15 protein-coding genes are annotated in these 14,899 nt (G+C 67.9%); 9 read left to right on the plus strand and 6 right to left on the minus strand.

What is annotated here, in order from left to right; all coding sequences use genetic code 11:
- Window positions 1-2 precede the first annotated feature (2 nt).
- Genes purS through ACRCUN_RS18320 form a run of 3 tightly spaced genes read left to right on the plus strand, consistent with a single transcriptional unit; the run spans window position 3 to window position 1,675 of the window.
- On the plus strand, window positions 3-242 hold the full coding sequence (gene purS, locus ACRCUN_RS18310; RefSeq protein ID WP_085142811.1) for a phosphoribosylformylglycinamidine synthase subunit PurS: 240 nt from the start codon (window positions 3-5) through the stop codon (window positions 240-242).
- Entirely contained in the window at window positions 239-916 is a 678-nt protein-coding gene (gene purQ, locus ACRCUN_RS18315; RefSeq protein WP_462143045.1) for a phosphoribosylformylglycinamidine synthase subunit PurQ, read from the plus strand. The genes purS and purQ overlap by 4 nt, the downstream gene beginning before the upstream one ends.
- Before the next feature lie 33 nt (window positions 917-949).
- On the plus strand, window positions 950-1,675 hold the full coding sequence (locus tag ACRCUN_RS18320) for a hypothetical protein (protein WP_462143046.1): 726 nt from the start codon (window positions 950-952) through the stop codon (window positions 1,673-1,675).
- 96 nt (window positions 1,676-1,771) lie between these two features.
- Here the strand turns inward: ACRCUN_RS18320 and ACRCUN_RS18325 are convergent, their stop codons facing one another.
- A complete protein-coding gene (locus ACRCUN_RS18325) occupies window positions 1,772-2,569 on the minus strand; it encodes a family 1 encapsulin nanocompartment shell protein (RefSeq protein WP_462143047.1) in 798 nt (265 codons plus the stop codon).
- Window positions 2,569-3,594 carry a Dyp-type peroxidase gene (locus ACRCUN_RS18330; protein WP_462143048.1) on the minus strand — a complete coding sequence of 342 codons (1,026 nt, stop codon included), beginning with the start codon at window positions 3,592-3,594 and terminating at the stop codon, window positions 2,569-2,571. Before ACRCUN_RS18330 ends, ACRCUN_RS18325 begins: the two co-directional genes overlap by 1 nt.
- A gap of 49 nt (window positions 3,595-3,643) precedes the next feature.
- Here ACRCUN_RS18330 and ACRCUN_RS18335 point away from each other — a divergent pair, with 49 nt between their 5' ends.
- Entirely contained in the window at window positions 3,644-4,891 is a 1,248-nt protein-coding gene (locus ACRCUN_RS18335) for a M18 family aminopeptidase (RefSeq protein WP_462143049.1), read from the plus strand.
- Window positions 4,892-4,906: 15 nt separating this feature from the next.
- The gene (locus ACRCUN_RS18340) at window positions 4,907-5,269 is read left to right on the plus strand and encodes a VOC family protein (protein WP_462143050.1); all 363 of its coding nucleotides are present in this window, start codon (window positions 4,907-4,909) and stop codon (window positions 5,267-5,269) included.
- On the opposite strand, the gene ACRCUN_RS18345 is transcribed toward ACRCUN_RS18340, so the two are convergent.
- Together ACRCUN_RS18345 and ACRCUN_RS18350 are read right to left on the minus strand one after the other, a co-directional pair.
- Window positions 5,262-5,492 carry a hypothetical protein gene (locus ACRCUN_RS18345; RefSeq protein WP_462143051.1) on the minus strand — a complete coding sequence of 77 codons (231 nt, stop codon included), beginning with the start codon at window positions 5,490-5,492 and terminating at the stop codon, window positions 5,262-5,264. The two genes, ACRCUN_RS18340 and ACRCUN_RS18345, sit on opposite strands and share 8 nt — an antisense overlap.
- A 51-nt stretch (window positions 5,493-5,543) precedes the next feature.
- Window positions 5,544-7,358 (minus strand): thiamine pyrophosphate-requiring protein, encoded by a 1,815-nt coding sequence (locus ACRCUN_RS18350; RefSeq protein WP_462143052.1) that lies wholly within the window; start codon window positions 7,356-7,358, stop codon window positions 5,544-5,546.
- A 62-nt stretch (window positions 7,359-7,420) separates the two neighbouring features.
- On the opposite strand from ACRCUN_RS18350, the gene ACRCUN_RS18355 reads away from it, so the two are divergent.
- Genes ACRCUN_RS18355 through ACRCUN_RS18370 form a run of 4 tightly spaced genes read left to right on the plus strand, consistent with a single transcriptional unit; the run spans window position 7,421 to window position 13,294 of the window.
- The gene (locus ACRCUN_RS18355; RefSeq protein ID WP_462143053.1) at window positions 7,421-8,629 is read left to right on the plus strand and encodes a cation:proton antiporter domain-containing protein; all 1,209 of its coding nucleotides are present in this window, start codon (window positions 7,421-7,423) and stop codon (window positions 8,627-8,629) included.
- A gap of 20 nt (window positions 8,630-8,649) precedes the next feature.
- Entirely contained in the window at window positions 8,650-10,923 is a 2,274-nt protein-coding gene (purL, locus tag ACRCUN_RS18360) for a phosphoribosylformylglycinamidine synthase subunit PurL (RefSeq protein ID WP_462143143.1), read from the plus strand.
- Window positions 10,920-12,647, plus strand: coding sequence for an alpha/beta hydrolase (locus ACRCUN_RS18365; protein ID WP_462143054.1), 1,728 nt, complete (start codon window positions 10,920-10,922; stop codon window positions 12,645-12,647). Before purL ends, ACRCUN_RS18365 begins: the two co-directional genes overlap by 4 nt.
- Entirely contained in the window at window positions 12,647-13,294 is a 648-nt protein-coding gene (locus ACRCUN_RS18370) for an Rv0804 family intramembrane glutamic endopeptidase (RefSeq protein WP_462143055.1), read from the plus strand. Before ACRCUN_RS18365 ends, ACRCUN_RS18370 begins: the two co-directional genes overlap by 1 nt.
- Here the strand turns inward: ACRCUN_RS18370 and ACRCUN_RS18375 are convergent.
- A complete protein-coding gene (locus ACRCUN_RS18375; protein ID WP_462143056.1) occupies window positions 13,215-14,477 on the minus strand; it encodes a hypothetical protein in 1,263 nt (420 codons plus the stop codon). The genes ACRCUN_RS18370 and ACRCUN_RS18375 overlap by 80 nt on opposite strands.
- Window positions 14,470-14,895, minus strand: coding sequence for a hypothetical protein (locus tag ACRCUN_RS18380; protein WP_462143057.1), 426 nt, complete (start codon window positions 14,893-14,895; stop codon window positions 14,470-14,472). Before ACRCUN_RS18380 ends, ACRCUN_RS18375 begins: the two co-directional genes overlap by 8 nt.
- Window positions 14,896-14,899: the final 4 nt, after the last annotated feature.

Here is a 14,899-nt window from a genome sequence, read left to right on the forward strand (position 1 = left end):
CCGTGGCAAAGGTGGTTGTGCACGTCATGCCGAAGGCTGAGATCCTCGACCCGCAGGGTCAGGCCATCGTCGGGGCGCTCGGTCGCCTCGGGCATGCCGGTATTTCAGACGTCCGGCAGGGCAAGCGGTTTGAGCTCGAGGTCGACGATTCCGTGGCCGACGAAACGTTGGCCGAGATCGCCGAATCCTTGCTGGCCAACACGGTCATCGAGGACTTCTCGGTGAGCCGGGAGGACTCGTGACCGCGCGGGTCGGGGTCATCACGTTCCCCGGAACGCTCGACGACGTCGACGCGGTACGTGCGGTTCGCCTGGCCGGAGCCGAGGCCGTGAACCTATGGCATGCCGACGCCGATCTACGTGGCGTTGACGCGGTCGTCGTCCCCGGTGGTTTCTCCTACGGTGACTACCTGCGCTGCGGCGCGATCGCGAAGTTCGCGCCGGTGATGGGCTCGGTGATCGAGGCAGCCGGTAAAGGCATGCCGGTGCTCGGCATCTGCAACGGCTTCCAGGTTCTATGCGAGGCCGGTTTGCTGCCGGGCGCGCTGACCCGCAACGCCGGGCTGCATTTCATCTGCCGCGACGTGTGGCTTCAGGTCGCGTCCAACACCACGGCATGGACCACCCGTTACGACGCCGGTGCGGATCTGCTGGTACCGCTGAAATCCGGCGAGGGCCGTTACGTCGCCACCGAGGACGTGCTCGACGAGCTCGAGGGGGAGGACCGTGTGGTCTTCCGCTACCGCGAGAACCTCAACGGGTCGATGCGCGACATCGCGGGCATCTGCTCGGCCAACCGACGCGTCGTCGGACTCATGCCGCACCCCGAACACGCCACCGAGGCGCTCACGGGCCCGTCCGATGACGGGCTGGGCCTGTTCTACTCCGCTCTCGACGCGGTGCTGTCCGTTTCCTGACGCCACTGGAGTGGGCCCCGTGGTGTGTGGGCGATGAGATTCTCGATCGCGACCGCATTCCTGTGTGTGCTGTTGGGCCCATTCGGGGTGCTTTGTGCCGTATGGACCTTCGTGTTCATCGGGCGCGCCGAGTTTCTCTCGGCCGTCGTGGCACTTGGATTCGCGGTCTTCACGCTCGGGATGGTTGCGATGATGGTCGTAGTCGCGTCGCGCAAAGTGGCGCCCCGCATTACGTGCCACGACGACGGGACGACGTTGCGGCCCGATCCCCGGGTCGATCGCTACCTCACGGCATCGACAGTCGGTTTGTTCGTCGCGATGGCGGTGTATGCGGTGTTCGCACCGCTCGACATGCTGGACATCCCGACGCCGCGCGACGACCAGAAGTACTTCGTATTCACGTGCGCTGTCGGAGCGGTTGTCGGCGTTTTCAGCGTGCGCCACATCCTGAGACAACGCGGTACGAGCCGGCTACGCATGAGCGCCGGGGGAATCGAGCTGGGGAACACGATGTCCACGGCAAGGCGCTCGTGGGACGAACTGACCGAGATTGCCGACAGGCCGCGTAACGGTCGTAAGCCCAGCGGTACGACATACATCACGACCGATGGCGGGCACACCCGAGTACTGCCCTCGGATTGGTACACGCCTGGGGGCCACGCGTTACGCGACCTGGTGCGCTTCTACTGGCAGCATCCCGAACAGCGCGCGGAACTCGCTGACGGGCGCGTGGTGCAGCGACTCGAATCGGTCGCTTGAGACGGCCGCGAGTCGCCCGCGAGCGTGCGCAAATTGTTGCTGAAATACGGCGTGGCGGGCAGCAGACACGCACGCTCGCGGTGCAGGCGGGGGGACTCAGGCGGTTAGGGCGACGGACGCCTCGGCGGTGTAGCAGAGGAACGTCATGGTCTCCTGCATGTACAGGTGGACCACCTCGGCATCGTGGGACAGATAGCCGATCGACACGTCGGTGCCGAGCTGCAGATCGAAATCGCCGCCGCGGGTTGACAGTACGAACGCGCCGTCGATCGCGGGCGCCCAGATGATCTCGCCGTCGACGAGGCGATTGATGTGCTCGCGGATCGGATAGCCGTGCGCGGTGGTCTCGCTGACCTTGGTGTAGGTCTCGGCCGAGAGCAGCACCGAGTAGGGCCCGTCGACGCCGGCCAGCCGCAGCTCCGACAGTGCCTGGGCGATCACGTCGGGAATCTCGCGGGCGTCGTCGGGCAGGGCGAGCGCGGGGTTGGAGCTCGAGCTGCGGATGCCTTCGATCGACGCGGCCTCGTAGCCTTCGAAGATCGCGCGGTCCTCGACGAACGCGAGCTTCTTGGCGGCGTCCTTCACCGGATCCCAGTCGGAGTCCTGCGATCCGCGTTCGACGTCGTCGATGTCCTTGCGGGCCACCGTGAACGGCACCCGCAGCCGCACGAGCGGCTTGGCCTCGCGCAGGTGGGCGATCACGCCGTCGCCGGGCGGGTTGACGTCGAGCAGATGCCCGGTGCTGATCGCGGCGGTGACCGGACCGCCGGGGTCGCTGACATCGACAACGCGCCGCCCGGCGATGTGGCGCTTGAACGTCCGCGTGGCCTCCAATTCGATCTCGGCCCAAGCGGACTCGGTGATCGGGGCAAGTTCGCGGTACAGGTTGTTCATCAACGGGTTCCTTTCAGACTGCCGATACCGAGCGAGCCGTCATGACTGACCGGAGCGGTGACCGTCACTTGCGGTCGTTGGCTTTCCTCCGACGGGAGAGGCGGTGGATCATCGAGAAAGTCGATGGTGGGCGAGAAGAACAATCCACCGGTGACCGCGGTCGAGAAATCGAGGATGCGGTCGGTGTTACCGGGCGGATCGCCGATGAACATGTTGTTGAGCATGCGTTCGGTGACGGCGGGGGTGCGCGAGTATCCGATGTAGTACGTGCCGAATTCGCCCTTGCCGATCTCGCCGAACGGCATGTTGTGCCGGATTATCTTGAGTTCGTTGCCGTCCGCGTCCTCGATGACGTTCAGCGCGACATGTGAATTGGCGGGTTTCACCGCATCGTCGAGCTCGATGTCGTCGAGCTTGGTGCGGCCGATCACCCGCTCCTGCTCCTCGGTGGACAACGAGTTCCACGAACCCATGTCGTGCAGGTACTTCTGTACGTGCACATAGCAGCCGCCGGCGAAATCCGGGTCTTCGTCGCCGATTTGGGTCGCGTTGACGGCGACGGGCCCGTCCGGGTTCTCGGTGCCGTCGACGAAACCCATCAGGTCGCGGTTGTCGAAGAACTTGAACCCGTGCACTTCGTCGACGACCGTGATCGCCCCCGACATGGCTTCGACGAGTTTGGTGGCGAGCTCGAAACACACGTCCATGGACTCGGCACGCAGATGGAACAGCAAGTCGCCCGGGGTTGCCGGGGCGTGATGGCGCGGCCCATGGAGTTCGACGAAGCGGTGCAACTCGGCGGGGCGGGGCCCGGAGAACAGCCGGTCCCACGCGTCGGAGCCGATCGACACGATCGCGGAGAGACGTTTGGTGGGGTCACGGAACCCGATGGCGCGGACCAGACCCGAGATATCCGGCAGTGCGTCGTGAACCGTCGCCTCCTGCCCCTCGTCGATCGTCGCGACCAGGAAGACGGCGGCAGGCGTCAACGGGGCGAGTACCGGTTGGGGCTGTGGTGCGGGCACATCGAGACCCTAACGCGGAGCGCGCCGAAATCCCGGTCAAGATAGAGATATGGCAGCTAGCCCCCAGAGCTTGTGCGAATTCATCGACGCCTCACCGTCGCCGTTCCATGTGTGCGCCACCACAGCGCACCGGTTGCGTGCGGCCGGTTTCACCGAGCTGGCCGAGACGGACCGCTGGCCGGCGACGGGGAACTTCTTCACGGTGCGCGCGGGGTCGCTGGTCGCCTGGAAAACCGGCGCCGGCCCTTTCCGGGTGGTGGGCGGTCACACCGACAGCCCCAATCTGCGCGTCAAGCAGCATCCGGACCGGGTCGTCGCGGGCTGGCGGGTGGTCGCGCTGCAGCCGTACGGCGGCGCGTGGCTGAACTCGTGGCTCGACCGTGACCTCGGCATCAGCGGGCGGCTCTCGGTCCGCAGCGGCGCGGGTATCGACCATCGGTTGGTCCGGATCGACGATCCGATCCTGCGCGTGCCACAGCTGGCGATCCACCTGTCCGACGACCGCAAGGGGGTCAGCCCCGACCCGCAGCGTCACGTCAACGCGGTGTGGGGGCTGGGGGAGCGGCCGCGCTCGTTCGTCGGCTTCGTCGCCGAGCATGCCGGTGTGGCAGAAGGCGACGTCCTCGGCTTCGACCTGATGACACATGACCTGACTCCGTCGGCCGTCACGGGCGCAGGCGGCGAGTTCGTCAGCGCGCCCCGGCTGGACAACCAGGCGACCTGTTACGCGGGGCTGGAGGCGTTCCTGGCCGCCGATGCCGATGTCCACGTCCCGGTGCTGGCGTTGTTCGACCATGAGGAGGTCGGCTCGACCTCCGATCACGGCGCGCAATCGGAGCTGCTGCCGACCGTGCTGGAGCGCATCACCCTGTCCGCGGGCGGCACCAGGGAGGATTTCCTGCGGCGGGTCGCCGGCTCGATGGTGGCGTCCGGCGACATGGCGCACGCGACGCACCCGAACTACCCCGACCGCCACGAACCGGGCCATCAGATCGCGGTGAACGCCGGGCCGGTCCTCAAGGTGCAACCCAACCTGCGCTACGCGACCGACGGCCGCACCGCGGCGGCGTTCGCCCTCGCCTGCGATCAGGCCGGCGTGGCGCTGCAACGCTACGAGCACCGTGCCGACCTGCCGTGCGGGTCCACCATCGGACCGATGACGTCGGCACGCACCGGCATACCGACCGTGGACGTCGGCGCGGCCCAGCTCGCCATGCATTCTGCGCGGGAGTTCATGGGCGCCCACGACGTCGCGGCCTACTCGGCGGCTCTGCGGGCTTTCTTGTCACCGGCGTGATCTAAGGTCTGCCCCATGACGCTGCGCGTGGAGATGATCACCTTCGACTGCACCGACCCCGACGCGCTCGCCCAGTGGTGGGCGGGAGCTGTCGGGGGCGACGTAACTGCCTTTGCGCCAGGCGAATTCGTGGCGCTGATGCGGCCGGACGGTCCGCGGCTCGGTTTCCAGAAGGTCCCGGATCCGACTCCGGGCAAGAACCGCGTACACCTCGACCTCACCGCCTCGGACGTGGAGGCCGAGGTGGGACGGTTGGTGTCACTCGGGGCCAGCGAAACGGGACGGCACAGCTTCGGACCTGAATTCAGCTGGGTGGTCCTGGCCGACCCCGAGGGCAACGCATTCTGTATTGCGGCGGCCGAACAGTCCTCTACTTGATGCGGCTGGCCAGCAGCTGCTTGGCCATCTCGGCACCCTTGCGGCTGTCGGACTGGGCCTTGCGGAACAACTCGACGACCTCGTTGTCGCCGTCACGTTCGGCGTCGGCGATGTAGGTCTCCATCCGCAGGGCGTTCTCCAGGCACTGCTCGGTGTACCAGATGAGGTTGTAGTTCTTGTCCTTGGTTCCGGTCACATGGCCGGATTCGGTGGTTGCGCTCATGGGTTTGGGTCACTCTCCTTCGGTTCTTGATTTTTGGGTGACGTCGTGGGCCTACCCCTGGCTCCGAGAAGGCAAACCCGTACGCGTAAGCAGTTCGGCCGCTTTGTTCTTGGCGATTTCGGCGAACAGGTGCCAGCCGTTCGGATCGCCTTTGACCACGGCCTCGGCGGTGGCCTTCATCTGCTCATAGGTGGCGTGCGGGGGGATGGGAGGAACCTCCGGATCGGTGTGCACATCGAGCACCACGGGCTCGTCGGCGGCGAGCGCGGCATCCCACGCCGCTCCGAGCCGCTCGGGGTCGTCGACGGTGATCGAACGGATGCCCATGGCCGTCGCCACGTCGGCGTAGGACACGTCCGGCAGGTTCTGCGACTCCTCGAACTTCGGCGCCCCGCCCATCGCGCGCAGTTCCCACGTGACATGCGCGAGATCGTTGTTGTGGAACACGCACACCACGAGCCGCGGATCCGCCCACAGCCGGTGATAACGCCGGATCGTCATCAACTCGGCCAGCCCGTTCATCTGCATCGCGCCGTCGCCGACGAGGGCGATCACCGGGCGGTCGGGCTGGGCGAACTTCGCGCCGATCGCATAGGGCACAGCCGAGCCCATGGTGGCTAGCGTGCCCGAAAGCGACCCGTTCGTCGTCGGACCGAACCGCAGACACCGGGCATACCAGTTGGTCGACGAACCCGAATCGCCCGTGACGATCGCGTAGTCCGGCAGCCGGGCCGAGAGTTCCCACACCACCCGCATCGGGTTGACCGGCTTCGCCGACAGCATCGACTGGCGTTCCACGGTCTCCCACCAGCGCGCCACATTGCGTTCCACGGTCTCTCGCCAGCCGCGGTCCGATTTCGCCGTGAGCAGCGGAATGAGCTCAGCGAGTGTGGTTTTCGCATCGGCGACGATGTTGACCTCGGTGGGGTAGCGCATGCCGATGTTGGCGCCGTCGATATCGATCTCGATCGCGCGGGCCTGACCGTAGTCGGGGAGGAACTGGCTGTAGGGAAAGTTCGAGCCGACGATGAGCAGGGTGTCGCAGTCGCGCATCAGCTCATAGCTGGGGCGTGTTCCGAGCAGCCCGATCGACCCGGTGACATACGGCAGGTCATCGGAAAGCACGTCCTTGCCGAGCAGCGCCTTGGCGATCCCGGCCCCGGTGAGCTCGGCCATGCGGGCGAGTTCGTCGGCCGCGCCACGGGCGCCCTGACCCACCAGGATGGCCACTTTGGACCCGTCGTTGATGATGTCGGCGGCGGCCCGCAGGGCTGTCGGGTCGGGTGCCAGCACGGGCGCGGCATCGTGCGGTCCGCTGGACGGGACCTGTTTGAACTCATGGCCGGGCGGCTCGTACGGCTGCTCCTGCAGATCCGACGGAATCACGATCGCGGTCGGCGCCCGCCTGGCGCGCGCCGTGCGAAAGGCCCGGTCGAGCGCATTCGGTAGCTGACTGGCGACGTTGACCTCGACGAGGTAGTCACTGGCGACATCGGAGAACAACGCCTGCAGATCGACCTCCTGCTGATAGCTGCCGCCCATCGCGCTGCGGGCCGTCTGGCCCACGATCGCGACGACCGGGGTGTGGTCGAGCTTGGCGTCGTAAAGCCCGTTGAGCAGATGGATGGCGCCGGGACCCGACGTGGCGAGACACACGCCGACGTTGCCGGAGAACTTGGCGTAACCGGTCGCCGCGAGCGCGGCCATCTCCTCGTGACGGGCCTGCACGAACTTGGGTCCGGCCGATTCGTCTTTTCCGAACGCGGCAACGAGCCCGTTGATGCCGTCGCCCGGATAGCCGAAGACCTGTTCGACCTGCCATTGGCGGAGACGGTCAAGGACATGTTCGGCGACTGTTTGGCTCATGCGCCGGGGCTACCCGTGTCGCCACCGGAATAACCTGAGGTGGCGCTGGAAAGATCACGTCCGTGGTGTTGTCGCTCATCGCGGTGTCGGTCGTGCTGGCCGCATGGTCGTTGCTGTCGCGGAGGCTGGAACGGATGCGGCTGACGGCCGCGATGATCCTTGTGCTCGCCGGGGTGGCAGTCGGGTTCACCACGCAGGACGTGCTGGCCGAAACCCTCAACACCGACACCGCCGAGCATGTCGCCGAGATCATCCTCGCGGTGTTGCTGTTCGTCGACGCCACCGAGGTGCGCGGCGGTTTTCTCGGCAGGGATCCGCGGACGGCCCTGCGGTTGTTGTTCATCGCGATGCCGCTCGGCCTTGCGCTCTCGGTGCTGTTGGGACTGTGGCTGCTGCCGGGCCTGTCCTGGGCGGTGCTGCTGGTCATCGCGTGCATCGTGGTACCGATCGACTTCGCGCCGACCTCGACGTTGTTGCGCGACGAGCGGATACCCGAACGGGTGCGCGGACTGCTCAACGTCGAGGCCGGCTACAACGACGGCATCGTCTCGCCCATCTTCTTGTTCGCGGTGGTGCTGGCCGCCGAGCACACCCACGCACGGACCCCGTTGGACGCGCTGGCAGCCGCGGTGCCGCCCGCGGCCAAGGCCCTGCTCGTCGGTGTCGTCGTCGGCGCCGGCTTGGCGCTGCTGACCAACGCCGCCGAACGGCGTGGTCTCATGACCGGCCAGGCCAAACGCCTGATCCTGGTGGCCGCGCCGCTGCTGGCGTTCGGCGTGAGCCTCGGCGTGGACGGCAACGGGTTCGTGTCGGCGTTCGTCTGCGGCCTCGCGTTCAACAACCTGCGGTCCTCGCCCACGTTCCGCGCCGAACTCGAGCTCGTCGACGACGTCGGGTTCCTGCTCGCCGCGCTCATGTGGTTCGTGTTCGGCCTGACGGCCGTGGTCGCGCTGAGCGCAGGCGTGCCGCTGGGGCTGGTGGTGTTCTGCCTGCTCGCACTCACTGTCGTGCGGCTCATCCCGGTGCTCGCGGCGATGCTCGGATCGCGGGTGAGCTGGCGCGACCGGCTGTTGTTGGGGTGGCTGGGGCCCCGCGGCGTCACGTCGATCGTGTTCGGGTTGCTCGCGTTCAACGCGCTCGGCGGGGTGGCCGAGCACACGGTCGCACTCGTCCTGGTGGTCGCGGTTTCTGGCAGCGTCGTCGTCCACGGCGTCGGCGCACCAGCGGCTGCCCGCGCCTACCAGCGAACACAAACTAAACTGGCTCCGTGACGTCTGAGCTCACCCACGACATCGACTCGGTGCAGCGGGCAGCCGCCACCCCCGATCACCCCCAGCCCTACCGCGAACTCGGCCTCAAGGACGACGAGTACCAGCGGATACGCGAGATTCTCGGCCGTCGGCCCACCGACGCCGAGCTGGCGATGTACTCGGTGATGTGGAGTGAGCACTGCTCCTACAAATCCTCCAAGGTGCATCTGCGCTACTTCGGTGAGACCACCACCGATGAGATGCGGGCCGGCATGCTGGCCGGCATCGGCGAGAACGCCGGCGTCGTCGACATCGGCGACGGCTGGGCCGTGACGTTCAAGGTCGAATCGCACAACCACCCGTCCTACGTCGAGCCCTACCAGGGCGCGGCCACGGGCGTCGGCGGCATCGTCCGCGACATCATGGCGATGGGCGCCCGGCCCGTGGCGGTCATGGACCAACTGCGGTTCGGTGCGGCCGACGCCCCCGACACGCGCCGCGTGCTCGACGGCGTCGTGCGTGGTGTGGGCGGCTACGGCAACTCGCTCGGCCTGCCCAACATCGGCGGCGAGACGGTATTCGACCCGTCGTACGCAGGCAACCCGTTGGTCAACGCGCTGTGCGTCGGCGCGCTGCGCAAGGAAGACCTGCATCTCGCGTTCGCGTCGGGCACCGGGAACAAGATCATCCTGTTCGGCGCCCGCACGGGTCTCGACGGCATCGGCGGCGTTTCGGTGCTGGCCTCCGACACGTTCGGCGGCGACGAGAGCGGGGCGGCAGGCCGCAAGAAGCTGCCGAGCGTTCAGGTGGGCGACCCGTTCACCGAGAAGGTCCTCATCGAGTGCTGCCTCGAGCTGTACGCGGCCGGTCTGGTTGTCGGGATCCAGGACCTCGGCGGTGCCGGATTGTCCTGCGCGACTTCGGAACTCGCCTCAGCAGGCGACGGCGGTATGCGCGTCGAGCTCGACACCGTGCCGCTGCGCGCGGCGAACATGACCCCGGCCGAGATCCTGTCGAGCGAATCGCAGGAGCGCATGTGCGCCGTCGTCACCCCGGACAACGTCGAGGCGTTCATGGCGGTGTGCCGTAAGTGGGATGTGCTGGCCACCGTGATCGGCGAGGTCACCGACGGGGACCGGCTGCAGATCACGTGGCACGGCGAGACCGTCGTCGACGTCCCGCCGCGCACCGTTGCCCACGAAGGCCCGGTCTACCAGCGGCCGGTGGCCCGTCCCGACACCCAGGACGCGCTGATCGCCGACACCTCCGCCAAACTGCCGCGGCCGTCGACCGGTGACGAACTGCGGGCGACCCTGCTCGCGATGGTGGGCAGCCCGCATCTGTGCAGCCGCGCGTTCATCACCGAGCAGTACGACCGCTACGTGCGCGGCAATACCGTGCTCGCCGAGCACGCCGACGGTGGCGTCCTGCGCATCGACGAGTCCACGGGACGCGGCATCGCGGTATCCACCGACGCGTCCGGCCGCTACACGCAGCTCGATCCGTACGCCGGTGCGCAGCTGGCGCTGGCCGAGGCCTACCGCAACGTCGCGGTCACCGGGGCCACCCCGGTCGCGGTGACGAACTGCCTCAACTTCGGATCGCCCGAGGATCCGGGCGTGATGTGGCAGTTCAGCCAGGCCGTGCGCGGACTCGCCGATGGCTGTGCGGCCCTTGGTATTCCGGTCACCGGCGGCAACGTGAGCTTCTACAACCAGACCGGCACCACCGCGATCCTGCCGACCCCGGTGGTCGGCGTGCTAGGTGTGATCGACGATGTGAAGCGCCGTATCCCAACCGGTTTGGGCACCGAACCGGGCGAGACGCTGCTGCTGCTCGGTGACACCCACGACGAGTTCGACGGGTCGATCTGGGCCCAGGTCACGGCCGACCACCTCGGCGGCGTGCCGCCGAAGGTGGATCTGGCCCGCGAGAAGCTGCTGGCCGAGGTGCTGACCGCGGCGTCGCGCGACGGGCTGATCTCCGCCGCACACGACCTGTCTGAGGGCGGACTGATCCAGGCGGTTGTCGAGGCCGCCCTGGCCGGCGAAACCGGTTGTCGCGTCATCATTCCCGAAGGGGCCGACCCGTTCGTGACGCTGTTCTCGGAGTCGGCGGGCCGCGTGCTGGTCGCGGTGCCCCGCACCGAGGAGAGCCGGTTCCGGTCGATGTGCGAGGCCAGGGGCCTGCCCGTGACGCGGATCGGCGTTACCGACCAGGGCAGCGATTCGGTCGAAGTGCAGGGCCAGTTCAGCATCACCCTTTCGGAGCTGCGGAGCACGTCGGAGGGCGTGCTGCCCGGGCTGTTCGGGTGAGGGTCGACAACCACACCGAACGTCACCCTCTGCTGCTCTGGGCCTGGAGCCTGGTCCGACTGGACTTCGTCGGCATCGCCGCCGGTGCGCTGTTCTTCTGCCTGTCACTGACCCCGTCGCTGCTGCCACGGGACTGGTTGTTCGCCGGCCTGATCGGCGGCATCAACGCCGCCATCGGGTATGGCCTCGGCGTGCTCGTCGGAAAAGGCCTGTACCGCTTCGTGTTACGGAACCGGTCGTGGTGGCCGCCACGCAGGTGGGTACTGTTGTGGGCCAAGACGGTCATCGTCGGAGGCTCGGCCGCGGCCTGCGTGTTGATGTTGATCCCGGCAGCGGCGTGGCAGCGACAGGTGTCGCGGCTCATGGGCATCGAAGGCCCCGCGACCCTCGGCTACCTGCGCACGCTGATCATCGCCGTCGCGGTCGCGGGTGCCCTGATCGCCACCGCGCGGGTGCTGCGCGACACCGTACGGTTGCTGGCCAAGGTGCTCATCCGGCGCTGGCATCTGCACCGCGAGGTCGCCCAGTTCATCGGCACCGCCATCGTGGTGGTGCTGGTGGTCATGCTCGTCAACGGCGTGATCTACCGAGGATTCCTCGCGGGGGCCAGCCAGGTGTTCCAGCCGCAGAACACCACCACGCGTGAGGGCGTGGCGCAGCCGATGGAACCCGAAAGATCCGGCAGCCCAGCATCTTTCGCGGCGTGGGACACGCTCGGCTTCCAGGGCCGCAACTTCGTCGCGACCGGTCCGCGGGCCGAGGAACTCGAAGAGGTCAACGGGCGCCCGGCCAGAGAGCCGATCCGGGTCTATGCCGGCCTGCAGACCGCGGACACCGACGAGCAGCGAATCGCGGTGCTGCTCAGTGAACTCGAACGCACCCATGCGTTCGATCGCGAAGTGCTCATCATCGTCCCCACCACGGGCACCGGCTGGGTCAACCCGCTGGCGGCCAGGGCGATCGAGTTGATGTACAACGGCGACACCGCGATGGTCGGCATGCAGTATTCGTATCTGCCGAGCTGGATTTCGTTCATGGGTGACCGGCAGAGATCCATGCAGACCGGTCGCTTGATGATCGATGCCATCCAGGCGCGTTGGCAGAAGCTGCCGCCGGAACGCCGGCCGAAACTGGCGTTGTACGGCGAGAGCCTGGGATCGATGGCCGGGCAGGGCGCGTTCGGTTGGCTGCCCGACATATCCAGAATGGGTTTCTCGTCAGTGCTGTGGGTCGGCCCACCCAACGCCAGCCCGTTGTGGCGGGGTCTGACGGTGCGGCGGGACCCTGGCACTCCGGAGGTCCGGCCGCGCTACGACAACGGCCGCACCGTTCGGTTCTCGCAGGCCGCCGATGCCGAGGAGATTGCTCGTGACGCGGCTGAGCCGTGGGAGGGCACACGTGTGCTGTTCATGCAGCATCCGTCCGATCCGATCGTCTGGTGGTCGACCGATCTCCTCTTTTCCCAACCGGATTGGCTGGTCGAGCCGCCCGGCGGAGACCGCACCGCATCCATGCGCTGGTACCCGATCATCACCTTCTGGCAGGTCGCCGCGGACATGACGAATGCCTCGAGCGTGCCTGCCGGACACGGCCACAACTACGGCGAGTGGGTGCTCGACGGATGGGCCGCGGTCGCGCCGCCGCCGGGCTGGACGCCCGAGGACACTGAACGGATCCGCATCGCGCTGCAGAAGACCGCGGCCAACGATGGCCCCGAGTACTGATGCGCGGCAAGCAGGTAGGTGCGATAGCACTGGCCGCGGGCCTCGTCGGGTGGAACGGTCTGGTCGATCCGCGCCTGCCCGCGCGCTGGCAACCGTTGATCCGGGCGATGATCGGATCCGGGCTGCTGGTGGTGACCCGGACGCGGCCGGGCCTGCGTCCGCCCGCGCTGTGGGCCGGGGCCCGGATGGGAGCGGCGGCAGCGGGTGCGCTGTCGGCCGGGGTTGCGGCGACCACGGCCATCCCCGCGGTGCGGGCGGCGATGGTGGTGCGCGAACTGCCGCCCGCGGCAGGCTGGTTGCTGCTGCGGATCCCGCTCGGCACCGTCTGGTCGGAGGAGGCGGCGTTTCGGGCCGCCCTGGCCACGGTGGGCGCGGCCGCATTCGGACCCGTGGGCGGTCAGCTTGTGCAGGCAACGGCGTTCGGGTTGTCGCACATCGCCGATGCGCGCGCGACCGGAGAACCGGTCATCGGGACTGTGCTGGTCACCGGTGTGGCAGGCTGGGCCCTTGGCTGGCTCGCGAGGCGGTCCGGCAGCCTCGCCGCGCCGATGCTGGCGCACCTGGCGATCAATGAGGCAGGGGCGATCGCTGCGCTTGCGTACCAACGCGGGCCAGTAGCGCTGCGACGCCTACGACGACGGCCGTGACGGCGACCGGCCACAGCGACTGCACCGCGAAATCATCGGCACGCAACGGGATCAACACCGCTCCGACGAGGACCACCGCCATCAGTGCGCGGGGCGCCTGTGCGGCCAGCCCGTCGCCTTCGATGCGTGAATTCGCCTCGGCCACAAGCAGATAGACGATCAGCAACAAGAGCGCCGCGGTGAGCAGCGCCACACTGCCGACGGCCGTCTGGAAACGGCAGATCGCGACGGCGAGGACACACATCGCGGCGGGCAGCAGCACGGCGGGCACGAGGCCTGCACCGAACAGCCGACGGCTCACGTACATTGCTGCCCACATCGCCGCGAGCGCCGCGGCCGCGCTGAGGCAGACGCCACCGGTGATCAGGCAGTACCGGCCGAGTTCTCCGAAGAGGTCGACCGCGATGAGTGAGAGGTAGCCGGCGTCGTAGTGGAATCCGCCGATGGTGCTGATGTTGGTGGCGACCAGCAGAGTCGCCGCACACAACACCGTCACCGCCACCGCGGCGCCGAGCGGACGGCCGACCGACGACAGCCTGCTGCTGGCTGCCGTCGCGGCTTCGAACCCGGCGAGCCCGAGCGCGAGAGGTATCACCGCGGCAATCATCAGCAGCGCCGACGGGAAGCCGGCCGGACCGTACATGTGGGGCGAGGTGCCCGATGCCACCTTCGCCATGACCGCCAGTCCGAGGTAGAAGTACACGAGCAGGCCCACGCCGGCCAGCACCGCGGCCATGGCCCCGACCGCCCTCGTCGGCAGCTGCGCCACGATCGCGGCCGCGGCGACGACGGTGGTGACCGACCACGCCGGCCACCACCAGCTCGCCAGTGCGGTCTCGGGATCGGCGACGCCGGTCAACGGCTGCAGTCCGAGGGCGGCGGCAGCTCCGACCCCGAGTACGGCGTAGGCGACCAGTTGGATGAGGCTCGTGAACCTCCCGGCCATCGAGCCGAGCTTCGAGGCGACCAGATCACCGGTCGACGGCGATTGCGGTGCGTCGCGGTGCAGCCGCACCAGTGCATAGATCACCGCAGCCGCCACAATCGCCGCACACAGCGTGCCGATCCCGTTGAAGGCTGCGCTGGCGATCACCGCGAGCGACAGGCCCGTCGCGCGCCACGGCTGCAGTGGTGCGGGGACGTATCCGGGTTGCTCACGGCCGGACACCGCACGCTTAGGCATCGATCAACTCCCGGATCTCGGTGGGCACGCGTGTTTCGGGGGTGACGGCGGTCTTGCGCCAACTGCCATCGGTACCGCGGTCGACGTGTGCCGCACCTACATCGCGTGACAGCAGCCACAATTGATCGTGGGTGGACAGCCAGGTGACGCCGGTTCCGTGCCGGGTGCTGTAGGCGTAGTCGTCGCGGAACACCTCGGCTCCCGATTCGTCGATGATGAGCGCGACCCAGGTCTCGACGCCGTTCTGGGCCGCTCCGGTGTCGACGGCCGCGGTGTAGTCACCCGACGGCGACAGCTTCGGCGATCCGGGTGCGACGAAACGGTCGCGCCCGCCGTCACCGCCGAACCACGCACAGCCGGACAGCGCGATGGCCACTACCAGCGCGATACCGCCGGCCGACCGCTGATTTCCCCCCACCGTG

The sequence above is a fragment of the Mycobacterium venezuelense genome, from assembly GCF_054919535.1.

Excerpts from the sequence above, each read along its gene's own strand:
- ACRCUN_RS18345 (WP_462143051.1), bottom strand. The coding sequence starts at position 5,492 with ATGAGCGCAACCACCGAATCCGGCCATGTGACCGGAACCAAGGACAAG.
- ACRCUN_RS18325 (WP_462143047.1), bottom strand. The coding sequence starts at position 2,569 with ATGAACAACCTGTACCGCGAACTTGCCCCGATCACCGAGTCCGCTTGG.
- ACRCUN_RS18340 (WP_462143050.1), top strand. The coding sequence starts at position 4,907 with ATGACGCTGCGCGTGGAGATGATCACCTTCGACTGCACCGACCCCGAC.
- ACRCUN_RS18350 (WP_462143052.1), bottom strand. The coding sequence starts at position 7,358 with ATGAGCCAAACAGTCGCCGAACATGTCCTTGACCGTCTCCGCCAATGG.
- ACRCUN_RS18320 (WP_462143046.1), top strand. The coding sequence starts at position 950 with ATGAGATTCTCGATCGCGACCGCATTCCTGTGTGTGCTGTTGGGCCCA.
- ACRCUN_RS18375 (WP_462143056.1), bottom strand. The coding sequence starts at position 14,477 with ATGCCTAAGCGTGCGGTGTCCGGCCGTGAGCAACCCGGATACGTCCCC.
- ACRCUN_RS18335 (WP_462143049.1), top strand. The coding sequence starts at position 3,644 with ATGGCAGCTAGCCCCCAGAGCTTGTGCGAATTCATCGACGCCTCACCG.
- ACRCUN_RS18370 (WP_462143055.1), top strand. The coding sequence starts at position 12,647 with ATGCGCGGCAAGCAGGTAGGTGCGATAGCACTGGCCGCGGGCCTCGTC.